The organism is Rhodococcus sp. EPR-134, assembly GCF_001647205.1.
GTDB classification, from domain to species: Bacteria; Actinomycetota; Actinomycetes; order Mycobacteriales; family Mycobacteriaceae; genus Rhodococcus_F; species Rhodococcus_F qingshengii.
This window is the reverse complement of the sequence record NZ_LVCT01000751.1, coordinates 1-11,587: the sequence shown is the minus strand read 5'-3', so window position 1 is coordinate 11,587 and position 11,587 is coordinate 1. Positions and strand designations below refer to the sequence as shown.

Annotated in this window: 11 protein-coding genes; 3 read left to right on the top strand and 8 right to left on the bottom strand. The window is 64.4% G+C overall.

Annotated elements, in window-relative coordinates; translation table 11 throughout:
• A partial coding sequence (locus A2J01_RS32240) for a TVP38/TMEM64 family protein (protein WP_197494348.1) occupies nucleotides 1-428 on the bottom strand: 428 nt, incomplete at its 3' end.
• Between the two features lie 423 nt (nucleotides 429-851).
• On the opposite strand from A2J01_RS32240, the gene mutA reads away from it, so the two are divergent.
• Genes mutA through meaB form a run of 3 tightly spaced genes read left to right on the top strand, consistent with a single transcriptional unit; the run spans nucleotide 852 to nucleotide 6,006 of the window.
• A complete protein-coding gene (mutA, locus tag A2J01_RS32235) occupies nucleotides 852-2,747 on the top strand; it encodes a methylmalonyl-CoA mutase small subunit (protein ID WP_054188231.1) in 1,896 nt (631 codons plus the stop codon).
• Nucleotides 2,744-4,996 carry a methylmalonyl-CoA mutase gene (gene scpA / locus A2J01_RS32230; RefSeq protein ID WP_003944912.1) on the top strand — a complete coding sequence of 751 codons (2,253 nt, stop codon included), beginning with the start codon at nucleotides 2,744-2,746 and terminating at the stop codon, nucleotides 4,994-4,996. The genes mutA and scpA overlap by 4 nt, the downstream gene beginning before the upstream one ends.
• Nucleotides 4,997-5,013: 17 nt before the next feature.
• Nucleotides 5,014-6,006, top strand: coding sequence for a methylmalonyl Co-A mutase-associated GTPase MeaB (gene meaB / locus A2J01_RS32225; RefSeq protein ID WP_003945003.1), 993 nt, complete (start codon nucleotides 5,014-5,016; stop codon nucleotides 6,004-6,006).
• Between the two features lie 62 nt (nucleotides 6,007-6,068).
• Here meaB and A2J01_RS32220 read toward each other — a convergent pair whose 3' ends face one another.
• From A2J01_RS32220 to A2J01_RS32195, 7 genes are all read right to left on the bottom strand, one after another.
• The gene (locus tag A2J01_RS32220) at nucleotides 6,069-7,016 is read right to left on the bottom strand and encodes a sulfite exporter TauE/SafE family protein (protein WP_007727818.1); all 948 of its coding nucleotides are present in this window, start codon (nucleotides 7,014-7,016) and stop codon (nucleotides 6,069-6,071) included.
• Nucleotides 7,017-7,079: 63 nt separating this feature from the next.
• Entirely contained in the window at nucleotides 7,080-7,220 is a 141-nt protein-coding gene (locus tag A2J01_RS36165; protein ID WP_156423186.1) for a hypothetical protein, read from the bottom strand.
• 26 nt (nucleotides 7,221-7,246) lie between these two features.
• Nucleotides 7,247-8,281, bottom strand: a complete 1,035-nt coding sequence (locus A2J01_RS32215) for a nucleoside hydrolase (RefSeq protein WP_064114340.1) — start codon at nucleotides 8,279-8,281, stop codon at nucleotides 7,247-7,249.
• Nucleotides 8,274-8,750: an OsmC family protein gene (locus A2J01_RS32210; RefSeq protein WP_007727816.1), complete on the bottom strand. Its 477-nt coding sequence runs from the start codon at nucleotides 8,748-8,750 to the stop codon at nucleotides 8,274-8,276. The genes A2J01_RS32215 and A2J01_RS32210 overlap by 8 nt, the downstream gene beginning before the upstream one ends.
• 31 nt (nucleotides 8,751-8,781) lie before the next feature.
• The gene (locus A2J01_RS32205) at nucleotides 8,782-10,095 is read right to left on the bottom strand and encodes a CoA transferase (protein ID WP_064114339.1); all 1,314 of its coding nucleotides are present in this window, start codon (nucleotides 10,093-10,095) and stop codon (nucleotides 8,782-8,784) included.
• 18 nt (nucleotides 10,096-10,113) lie between these two features.
• Nucleotides 10,114-10,992 carry a hypothetical protein gene (locus A2J01_RS32200; RefSeq protein ID WP_030536382.1) on the bottom strand — a complete coding sequence of 293 codons (879 nt, stop codon included), beginning with the start codon at nucleotides 10,990-10,992 and terminating at the stop codon, nucleotides 10,114-10,116.
• Between the two features lie 3 nt (nucleotides 10,993-10,995).
• A partial coding sequence (locus tag A2J01_RS32195; RefSeq protein WP_156519472.1) for a CBS domain-containing protein occupies nucleotides 10,996-11,587 on the bottom strand: 592 nt, incomplete at its 5' end.

The window sequence follows — 11,587 nt, the reverse complement described above, 5'->3', positions numbered from 1 at the left end:
ACCGAGAAGGGGACAAACGCGATCAAGCGCAGAGAGCCGACGGCCAGCCACCCCCGCTTTTCGATCCGCTCGTCCACCCGCCGGATCGTCGGACTCGAAATCCGTTGCCACACGACGTCGCGGCCGATGGCGCGGACCAGGTAGAGGGCCAGAACGGCGCTCACAGTCGTTGCCGCCACGGTAAGAGCGATGCCGGTCACCGAGCCGAAAAGAACCCCCGCGCTGAGCGTGAAGACGGTGCGCGGGAACGGCGCGACGGTGACTATCGAATGAACCAGGAAGAACACGAGGGGAAACGCCGGGCCAACCGAGTCCGCCCACTCTCGCACCTGGGACACCGTGGGATGTGGGGCGAGGAGGGCTGCGAGGAACAAAGCGAGCACTACCAGGACTATTGCGATCAATCTTCGGTCCAGCAGGCGTCCCATCACAGGTCACAAGGCTACCTGCGAACGGTGAACCGGGCCGACTGCCGACCCGCAATCGTGAGTCGAACATCGCCACGGGGGCGGGAAAGCGACGTGCTCCAGGCGACAATGAAACGGCGCTGTGACGAAAACCACTAGGCTTTCGGAGTGGCCTTCACCTGCAGTCCCGGCCAGTGAAACGAACTCGCGGGTAACCCGCAAACATGCTGAACAATCGCTAGGTAAGGGCCGGTTACACGTGCACGAACGACCGAATCCGCACGTCGCCCGGCCGGTCGGAAAGTGGCCACGAACAGCCCTGTGAAGAACATGACGTGATCCTCACGATATCTGGGCTCAACCGCGGGTTAGCATCACAGAACTAACGAACAAATCCGATTATCGGTAAAGCGCTCACGCAAAAAATGAGAGGGAGCGGACACAGTGTCATTAGCTTCAGAAGCCGAGGCTGTCGAGCAGGCGTACGCGGAGTGGCAGCGCTCCGTAGCCGGTGTGCTCGCCAAGTCCCGCAGAGTCGATGCGGCAGAACTGGGCCCCGAGCCACAGAAACTGCTCGAAACCGTCACCTACGACGGTGTCACTGTCGCACCGCTCTACAGCCCACGCGACGAGCGTCCCGAGCAGAGCTTGCCGGGCACGTTTCCGTACGTGCGTGGCGTCGACGCTCACCGTGATGTCAATGCCGGTTGGTTGGTTTCCGCTGCATTCGGAACCGCCTCGGCGGCCGAGACCAATCGCGCCATCCTGGACGCCCTCGAAAACGGAGTCAGCGCACTCTGGTTGAAGGTGGGCGCCGACGGCGTTCCGGTCACCGACCTCGCCGCTGCGCTCGAGGGCGTGCTTCTCGACCTCGCACCGCTCACGCTCGATGCAGGCGCAGCGACAAACGATGCAGCCCGAGCACTCATCTCACTCCTCGATGCACGCAGCGAAGCCGGCGACGGTGTCAGCGATCGCAGCAGTATCCGAGTTCACCTCGGTGCAGCACCGCTGACCAGTTCGTTCTCCGGCGCAGCCGACGTCGAATTTGCAGGCGCAGTCGAGTTGGCCGCCCTCGCCGCCGCTCGTGCGGAAACCGTGCACGCGATCACCGTGGACGGCACGGCCTTTCACAACGCGGGTGCCGGCGACGCCGAAGAACTCGGAGCCGCAATCGCCGCCGGCCTCGAGTACCTCCGTGCACTCACCGCCCAGAGCGGCCTGACCATCGGTGCTGCGTTGTCGCAGTTGGCTTTCCGCTACGCGGCAACCGACGATCAGTTCCAGACCATCGCGAAGTTCCGCGCCGCACGTCTCGTATGGGCACGCATCGCCCAGGTCTGCGGAGCTTCCGATTTTGGTGGAGCGCCGCAGCACGCAGTCACCTCCGCCGCGATGATGGCTCAGCGTGATCCCTGGGTGAACATGCTGCGCACGACCCTCGCTGCATTCGGCGCCGGCGTCGGCGGAGCAGATGCAGTGACTGTTCTTCCGTTCGACGTCGCCCTGGCCGACGGCACCCTCGGTGTCAGCAAGTCCTTCTCCTCGCGCATCGCGCGCAACACACAGCTGCTCCTGCTCGAGGAGTCGCACCTGGGCCGTGTCCTCGATCCGTCGGCCGGGTCTTGGTACGTCGAGGACCTGACACAGCAGATCGCCGCCACCGCGTGGGAGTTCTTCCAGGAAATCGAAGCAGCCGGCGGATATCTGGCGGCACTCGAAGCGGGAATCGTCTCCGGTCGCATCGCCGCTACCAAGGCCAAGCGCGACTCCGACATCGCACACCGCAAGACCACGGTCACCGGTGTCAACGAGTTCCCGAACCTCGGCGAAACGCCGCTGTCCGCCGAAGCCGTCGAGCCCGGCCAGTCCGTCGCCCGCTACGCAGCTGCATTCGAAGCGCTTCGTGACCGTTCGGACGCGTTCCTCGCCGCCGGCGGCGCCCGTCCCACTGCGCTTCTCGCGCCGCTGGGCTCGGTTGCAGAACACAACGTGCGCACCACGTTTGCGTCCAACCTGCTCGCTTCGGGTGGTATCGACGCAGTCAACCCCGGCCCGCTCGAGGTGGGCGCCGAAGCCATCTCCGCTGCAGTCAAGGCTTCCGGTGCCACCGTCGCCGTGCTGTGCGGCACGGACAAGCGCTACGGCGAGAGCGCCGCAGCGGCCGTCGCCGAACTTCGCGCCGCCGGCATCACCAAGGTGCTGCTCGCAGGACCGGAAAAGGCAGTCGCCGACGCGACCGGCGATTCTCGCCCGGACGGATTCCTCACCGCCCGCATCGACGCAGTGTCGGCTCTGACCGAACTGCTCGACTTCATCGAGACGGGAAGCTCCAAGTGACGACACGAGAGGTCAAGCACGTGATCGGCAGTTTCGCCGAGGTCCCACTCGAGGACCCGCAGTCTCCGGCACCCACACCGCCGTCGGTCGAGCAGGCCCAGGCGCTCATCGAAGAGGGCGCCAACGCCAACAACTACGCCGCCGAGCAGGTTGTCTGGTCCACCCCCGAAGGCATCGACGTCAAGCCGGTGTACACCGGTGCGGACCGCACGGCCGCCGCCGAGTCGGGTTACCCGCTCGACAGCTTCCCGGGCGCAGCGCCGTTCCTGCGTGGTCCGTACCCGACCATGTACGTGAACCAGCCGTGGACCATTCGCCAGTACGCCGGATTCTCCACTGCCGCGGAGTCGAATGCGTTCTACCGTCGTAACCTGGCGGCCGGTCAGAAGGGCCTCTCGGTCGCCTTCGACCTCGCCACACACCGCGGCTACGACTCCGATCATCCTCGCGTTGCCGGTGACGTCGGAATGGCCGGTGTCGCAATCGATTCCATCCTCGACATGCGTCAGCTCTTCGACGGAATCGACCTCTCGCAGGTGTCGGTCTCGATGACGATGAACGGCGCCGTGCTGCCGATTCTCGCGCTGTACGTCGCTGCGGCAGGCGAGCAAGGTGTCACTCCGGACAAGCTGGCCGGAACGATCCAGAACGACATCCTCAAAGAGTTCATGGTTCGTAACACCTACATCTATCCGCCGAAGCCCTCGATGCGGATCATCTCGGACATCTTCGCGTACTCCAGCGCGGAAATGCCGAAGTACAACTCCATCTCGATCTCGGGCTACCACATCCAGGAAGCCGGAGCGACGGCCGATCTGGAACTGGCGTACACCCTCGCCGACGGCGTCGAGTACATCCGCGCCGGCCTCGACGCCGGTATGGACATCGACAAGTTCGCACCTCGCCTGTCCTTCTTCTGGGCCATCGGCATGAACTTCTTCATGGAGGTCGCCAAGCTCCGCGCCGGACGCCTCCTGTGGGCCGAGCTTGTCGCCAAGTTCGATCCCAAGAGCGCGAAGTCTCTCTCGCTGCGTACCCACTCGCAGACCTCCGGCTGGTCCCTGACCGCGCAGGACGTCTTCAACAACGTTCCGCGTACCTGCGTCGAAGCCATGGCTGCCACCCAGGGCCACACTCAGTCCTTGCACACCAACGCACTCGACGAAGCGATCGCATTGCCGACGGACTTCTCCGCCCGCATCGCCCGTAACACCCAGTTGCTGCTGCAGCAGGAATCCGGCACCGTGCGTCCCATCGACCCGTGGGGTGGCTCGTACTACGTCGAGTGGCTCACCAACGAACTCGCCAACCGGGCTCGTAAGCACATCGAAGAGGTCGAGGAAGCCGGCGGAATGGCTCAGGCCATCAACGAAGGCATCCCGAAGCTGCGCATCGAGGAAGCTGCCGCCCGCACCCAGGCACGCATCGACTCCGGTCGGCAGCCGCTCGTCGGCGTCAACAAGTACGTTCCCGACGAGGTCGACACCATCGAAGTTCTCAAGGTCGAGAACTCCAAGGTCCGCAAGGAACAGCTCGAGAAGTTGGTTCGCCTTCGCGCGGAACGTGATCCGGAAGCCGTCGAGGCCGCACTGGCGAACCTCACTCGCGCTGCCGCATCCACCGAAGGCGGCATGGAGAACAACCTCCTCGCCCTCGCTGTCGTCGCCGCCCGCGCGATGGCTACCGTCGGCGAAATTTCCGACGCCCTCGAAAAGGTGTACGGACGCCACCAGGCCGAGATCCGCACCATCAGTGGTGTGTACCGCGACGAGGCAGGAACGGTGAGCAACATCAGCAAGGCGATGGAACTGGTCGAGAAGTTCGCCGAGGACGAGGGACGTCGTCCCCGCATCCTCGTCGCGAAGATGGGCCAGGACGGTCACGACCGTGGCCAGAAGGTCATCTCCACCGCCTTCGCGGACATCGGATTCGACGTCGACGTCGGACCGCTGTTCCAGACCCCCGAAGAGGTCGCCAATCAGGCGGCCGACAACGACGTCCACGTAGTCGGTGTGTCGTCGTTGGCCGCCGGTCACCTGACCTTGGTGCCGGCGCTGCGGGAGGCTCTGGCTGCGGCCGGTCGTCCCGACATCATGATCGTCGTCGGCGGCGTCATTCCGCCCGGTGACTTCGACGAACTCTACGAGGCCGGCGCTGCTGCCATCTTCCCGCCCGGCACCGTCATCGCCGACGCTGCCAGCGGATTGTTGGAGAAGCTCTCCGCCCAACTGGGTCACGACAACAGCTGAGAAGGGGGTCACTGAAGATGGCACGTCAGCCCATCGACATTGATTCCCTCGCCGAGGCGGTGCGCGGAAATCAGCGTGCCGGCCTCGCTCGGGCGATCACCCTCGTCGAGTCCACCCGCGACGACCACCGGGCCCTCGCGCAGCAACTTCTACTGAAGTTGCTGCCGGAGGCCGGGGGAGCGCACCGGATCGGCATCACCGGCGTTCCCGGCGTCGGCAAGTCGACCTTCATCGACGCGCTCGGAATGTACTTGCTGGGCAAGGGACATCGGGTTGCGGTGTTGGCGGTCGATCCGTCGTCCACCCGCACCGGCGGCTCGATTCTCGGCGACAAGACACGCATGGCTCGGCTCACCGTCGAACCGAATGCGTACATCCGGCCGTCACCGACGTCCGGCACGCTCGGTGGTGTTGCCAAGGCAACCCGCGAGACCATCGTGCTTCTCGAAGCTGCCGGTTTCGACGTCATCCTGGTGGAAACGGTGGGTGTCGGCCAGTCCGAAGTCACTGTTGCCAACATGGTGGACTGCTTCACGTTCCTGACCCTCGCTCGTACCGGTGATCAGCTCCAGGGCATCAAGAAGGGTGTCCTCGAGCTCGCAGATCTGGTGGCGGTCAACAAGGCCGATGGCAAGCATGAGCGCGAGGCAAAGGGCGCTGCCCGTGAATTGGCGGGTGCGCTTCGCCTGATCTACCCGCACGACGCCATCTGGAAGCCGCCCGTCATCACGATGAGCGGTCTCGAAGGTGTCGGGCTGGACGAGTTCTGGGGAACTGTCACCAAACACCGTGAGGTGCTCACCGAAGCGGGACAGTTCGAGGAGAAGCGTCGCAAGCAACAGGTCGATTGGACCTGGACGATGGTCAACGATCAGCTGCTACGCAGGCTCTCGAGCAACGATCGGGTGCGTGCGATCCGGGCCGACGTCGAGCAGAGCGTGCGTGACGGTTCGCTGACGGCAGCGTTGGCGGCGGGGCGAATTCTCGACGCGTTCGACGGAAGCAACTAGCGCGGAAAGAACGAAATCCCGGGTATCCGAGCGCGGATACCCGGGATTTCTTCTGTGACGAGCTATCGTTCGCGCTTGACTGCAGGCTCGGTGAGTTCGGTCTCGACAGCGAGTTCGACTCCCGTGAAATCGCCTTCTGCCTCGGCCGGGGTGAGAGTGGACCGCTTCCACGCGTAGAACAGCAGCGCTGCCCACGCGCCGAGAATGGTCAGGTAACCGGCCACTGTGACCGCCCCGGTGATGTCGAAGGATTTGAACAGCTTCTGTGCGTTGGTCAACACGATGACGCCGCCCACCGCCGTTCCGAGCAAGGTTGCAGGTACGCGGCTGACCAGCCACGCCGCGAACGGAGCTGCGATGACACCGCCGAGCGCGAGACCGGCGACAACGAGGAGGTTTCCCGCCGACTCACGTCCCAATCCGACAAGGAATCCCAGCGACGCGGCTGACGCGACCAGAAACTCCGAGGCGCTGACCGAGCCGATCACGGTGCGCGGCGCGGTCTTTCCTCGTGAGAGCAGCGTGCTGGTGGTGATCGGACCCCAACCACCACCGCCGGATGCATCGATGAAACCACCGAACAGGCCGAGTGGGGACAGGAAACGTGCAGTGTGCGGGGTGGTACGAGCGTCCGCGACGGCCGGTGGGCGGACCGAAAAGCGTAGTGCCACATAGATACCGATGGCCAGCAGGATCGTCGCCGTGATGGGGACTGCCGCTTCGGTGGACAGACCCGAGAGCACAGTTGCGCCGATGAATGCACCGACTGCGCCGGGCACACCGAGCTTGGCGACGAGCTTCCAGTCGATGTTCTTGAACTTCCAATGCGACACACCCGAAGCGAGGGTGGTGCCGACCTCGGCCAGGTGAACAGCGGCGCTGGCCTGAGCCGGACCGAGGCCACCGATCATCAACAGAGTGGTTGCGGTGACACCGAAGGCCATACCGAGGGCGCCGTCGACGAGCTGGGCGCCGACGCCGACAAGGGTGAACAAAAGAAGATTGAACATGAGAAGACAGACTCCGAGCGAAGAAGCGACAAAGTCAGGGGTGCAGGCAGCGAGAATCGCCGCTCAGCAACACGCCTGATCGAAGCATGCGCTACGACGAGTGGGCCAGAACGCCATCAATCCGAGCGCAAATGCCGGGGAGGCATCGTGGCTGGAAATCTGCACGTCAGGTCCTTTGTTCTCGTACGTTGGTGTTCTGTCCATGCGAGCATAGCCGGTGCCCGGCTCGGTCAACCCACGACGCGGGCGTAATTTCCCACTCGGTGGACAAGTCGATCGAAGAATTCCGCCGGATCGGTGCTGACCGCGATATCCGCGTTGGGCTCACGCTTCCAGTGCCCGACCCAGTCCGCAACCGTCGTTCCGATCAGCAGTGGACTCTCGGTTTCGACATCTACCGTTGCCGGTTTCAGCGTCGCCAGGCTCGGATCGAGCGCGACGGCAGCAGCGAAGGGATCATGCATGTGAGCAAGAAATCCCTGGTCGTATTCACGATGGAATTCCATGTAGAACCGGATTGCGTCGGACATATGCCTGATCACGCTGTTGGACGCGGAACTGCGGAGGTCGGGACCGTCGTCAGGCGAGATGATCTCTTCCGGGGTGCTCCCGGCAGCTTCGGCGAGCCGACGCACATGTTCGGGGAACATCTCGATGGATTCGGTGACGTTGAGGCCGCAGATGATCGGGCGCCGGTGCGCGGGTACGACGGAGAACGCGTCGAACACCTCCTTGGCGGCGTGCGGATCCACCGAGACGTTCCACTCCGCGGTCGGCGTCGTGTTGCCCGGATAGTTGAACGACCCACCCATCACTACCAGTCGCTTCAGCAGAGACGGCAGATCGGGTTCACGTCTGATCGCCAAGGCCAGGTTGGTGAGCGGCCCCGTCACCAGCCCGGTGAGTTGTCCGGGGTACTCCCGGACGAGATCCACCCAGAGGTCGGTGGCGGTTCGGACCGAGCGCTTGCGACCCGAATCGGGGAGGACCGCATGGCCGATTCCTTGCGGACCGTGAGTCTCCTCGGTGGTGCGCAACGGTATGACCAATGGCTCGCGGGCGCCGAGTGCAACCTCGATGTCCGGGGCGCCGCAGAGCGCAAGCCAGTTCAAGTTGTTGGCCGCGACCTGTTCCACCGGAACGTTGCCGGCGGTGCTCGCAATCCCCAGTATCTCGGCTTCGGGGCTGGCAAGGAGATAGAGAAGCGCCAACGAGTCGTCGATACCGGTGTCGACGTCGACGATGAGTTTGTGCATGTCACTCATCGGTGGCCACCAGGATCGTCGGGGAATGCAGGACGGGGAAGTTCACCGACCGAGCGATGAAGCACTTCGTGTGTGCGGGGCCGTGAAGCTCCTGGGCCTTCTCGACCATCGACGCCTCCGCGACCAACACCGTCGGATTCAACGTCACTTCGATGAACTGGCCGCCGCCATCGGATTCCTCGATCATGCTGCCGACCGGCTGATCGCTGTAGTCGAGAACGACGACCCCAGCGGCAGCTGCCAGCCCGAGGTACCAGAGCATGTGGCACTGGGCGAGGGAGGCAACGAGCAGTTCCTCGGGGTTCCATCGCTGCGCGTCACCGCGGAACGAGGGATCGGAGCTGCCGAGAAGTTCCGGCTTTCCGACCGCGGATATTGCATGATTGCGCGAATATCCCTGCGTGCTGGACGTTCCGGTTCCCAGATCGCCCGTCCACTGAAGGTCGAGTGTGTAGGTATGTGACTTCACAGGTCCATCTTGCCCTGAATGTGCCGGTCCCTCAGTGTGCCCACTCCGCGCGATCCGATCCCCACGGATGGGCTGGTTCGGGGTAGTCCTCGAACTCTGCCAGCGCGGGTCGTGCGGTGGTCACGTCGGCATGGTTGACAACAACATTCAGGCCGGGAGCGGTCGGTAGACCGGGATGGACGGTTCGGCCGGGTGCGTCGAGAAGACGGGCGCCGGTGCTGGCCAATGACACGTCGACATCGCGGCCACGGCCGTCCTGCGAGCGCAGCGTCAACGCGTCGAGGATCCCCGCTGCCAAGAAGTATCCGGTCGAGTGGTCGAGTGCCTGCGCCGGAAGCGCACCAGGGTTCTCACCGCCCTCGAGGAACGAGATACCGGATGCGGCCTGCACGATGCTGTCGAAGCCGCGGCGATTCGCCCACGGACCTTCCCATCCCCATGCGCTGACGCGCCCGTGAATCAGGTGGGCGGGAAGATCCTGCCCGATGAGCGCTTCGAGTGCACCCGGCCGGTAGCCGGTGACCAGTACGTCTGCGGTTTCGAGGAGTTCTCGGAACGCTGTCGCTCCCGCCGAGGACTTCAGGTCGAGAAGCGCCGACCGCTTGCCCTGTCCACTGTCGAGGTGCTGCCATCCGATCTCGGGGATCGCCGGGGGATCGATCCGCAGAACGTCAGCGCCGACCAGCGCCAGGGCACGCGTCGCGACCGGACCGGCGATGACGCGGGTCAGGTCGAGAACGCGTGGGCGCGTCGGATGCGTGCGGGGTTTTCCCTCGTCGCGTGCTCGGATGGATACCAGAGGCGCAGACCTCGCAGCTGCGCACTGCTCACTCAGGCGCCACTCGGTCTCGGTACGAACACGGACCGCGATGGCTCCGATCTCGGCGGCCTGCAGCTCGATCTCGATGGCGCTGAGTTCGGATATCCGTTGCACCACTGCATCTTTGGGTGATCCATGATCGAGCGCGAGGATGGCGAGCAGGCGGTCGCGATGGTGCGGATAGTTGCCGTGCGTGCGGACCCAACCGTCGCGGGCGGCAAAGAACCCCGAGTGCTCGGAGAACCCGTTGATCGGCTCGCCGCCGATCCGGAACAGTCGATCGCTCGAGAAGGACGCGGCGATGCGCTCGGGATCGAGGGTCCAGTGTCCGTCGCCCGGGCTGGTTGACCGATGAATCGCCGAGGCGAACGCCGCTACCGAGCCCGCAGCGAGGTCGAACACCGGCAAGTGCGCCGCAAGGAAACCCGCCGAGTCCGGGCATTCGATGTGCCCGCGGCGGTCGTCGGTGTGCACCCCGACGTCACGCTGGTATTCGTCGAGATAGAACCCGTACCCGTGATCCATGCGACGCCTTTCGGCAGTTCAGTGGCCGAGAAGCTCCCGGCACTTCTCTGCCAGCGTATCGCGGAGCGGCGCAGCACGATCCGCCAACTGTTGTTGCTGACGCACGTATTCGGCGCGGCCCGCGGGAGTTTCGATACGAATGGGGGAGTACCCGTACTCGGCGAGGTCGTATGGGCTCGCGCGCATGTCGAGTTCACGGGCCAGGAGCGCGTGTTCGAAGCACCGCATCACCAGGTCGGAATCGACGAGTGGCAACAATTTGAAGCTCCACTTGTACAGGTCCATACCGGCGTGCAGGCAGCCCGGCTGTTCGTGATCGATCTGAGTTTCGCGTGCAAGCGGGAGCGAGTTCTTGGGGGCCGCGTCCGGTGTGAAGAACCGGAACGCGTCGTAGTGCGTGCATTTGAGTGGCAGGGATTCGACGACCGCGTCGGTACCGGCGAACCCGAGTCGCAGCGGCACCGACTGGTGACGGATTGCGTCCTCGCCCCCGCGATAGACCATCGCCCATTCGTGGAGGCCGAAGCAACCCAGCACAGCGGGCCGCGCAGACGTCTGATTCAACAGATTCCACACGAATTCGACTGTGTGACGCCGACGCTCCAGCACTGAGGCCTCGACCGTCGCGGTACCCGACTCGTCGACGCGGTAGCCGGAGAAGGCTGCGTATTCGGCGGCGTTCTCGAGCGCGACTCCGTACCCGGGGTGCCAGCGGCGCAGTTGGGCGGGTTTGAAGTTGTAGTACGTGAAGAGGAAGTCGTGCACCGGGTGAGAGATACCGGCGCTACGACGCGCTCGGTGCGGCTCGACGAGCTTCTCCACCTCCTCGAGGTGAAGCGCCCGCCGAGCCGTCCACTCGCTCTGCGCGAGTGCGAGTGAATGCACCGAACGTGTCATCGATCAGCTGTTTCTTTGTCCGGGAACAGCATCCGTGCCGCGGTGCGTGCCGTCGCGGACCGTTCCGACGTACTCCTCGAGGAGATCCTCGAGCGCGACGATACCGATCACCACTCCGTCAGCGTCCGTGACAGCGCCGAGGTGCGAGCTGGCCCGACGAAGGCCGGCCAACGCTTCGGCCAGCGGTGTGCTGAGCGGAACGATGGGCAGCGGCCGGATATCCGACGTCGGAACGACGGTGTCCGGTCCAGCGGCCTCGTCGAGCACCTCGTCGAGTACGTCCTTGAGGTGTACGTACCCAGCCAGCGATCCGTCGCTCGCTCGCACCGGGTAACGCGAGTATCCGGTCTCGATGACCGCACGCTCGATCTCACCCAGTGTTGTTCCCGACGGTGTGAGGGGAATGGTCCGCACCTTGTCGAGAGTGATCAGGACCTCGGAGACGGTCCGATCGGTCGATTCGAGTGCCTGCTTCAACCGCCGGTGTTCTTCGGCGTCGATCAGACCTTCGGATCGCGATTCACCGATCATCGCGGACAACTCCACCGCCGAGACCGTGACGTCGAGTTCGTCCTTGGGTTCGACGCGCAGGAGC

Bases quoted from the DNA above. Each gene is read 5' to 3' on its own strand.
- meaB (WP_003945003.1), top strand. From the start codon at position 5,014: ATGGCACGTCAGCCCATCGACATTGATTCCCTCGCCGAGGCGGTGCGC.
- A2J01_RS32220 (WP_007727818.1), bottom strand. From the start codon at position 7,016: ATGTTCAATCTTCTTTTGTTCACCCTTGTCGGCGTCGGCGCCCAGCTC.
- A2J01_RS36165 (WP_156423186.1), bottom strand. From the start codon at position 7,220: ATGGACAGAACACCAACGTACGAGAACAAAGGACCTGACGTGCAGATT.
- A2J01_RS32215 (WP_064114340.1), bottom strand. From the start codon at position 8,281: ATGAGTGACATGCACAAACTCATCGTCGACGTCGACACCGGTATCGAC.
- A2J01_RS32205 (WP_064114339.1), bottom strand. From the start codon at position 10,095: ATGGATCACGGGTACGGGTTCTATCTCGACGAATACCAGCGTGACGTC.
- A2J01_RS32200 (WP_030536382.1), bottom strand. From the start codon at position 10,992: ATGACACGTTCGGTGCATTCACTCGCACTCGCGCAGAGCGAGTGGACG.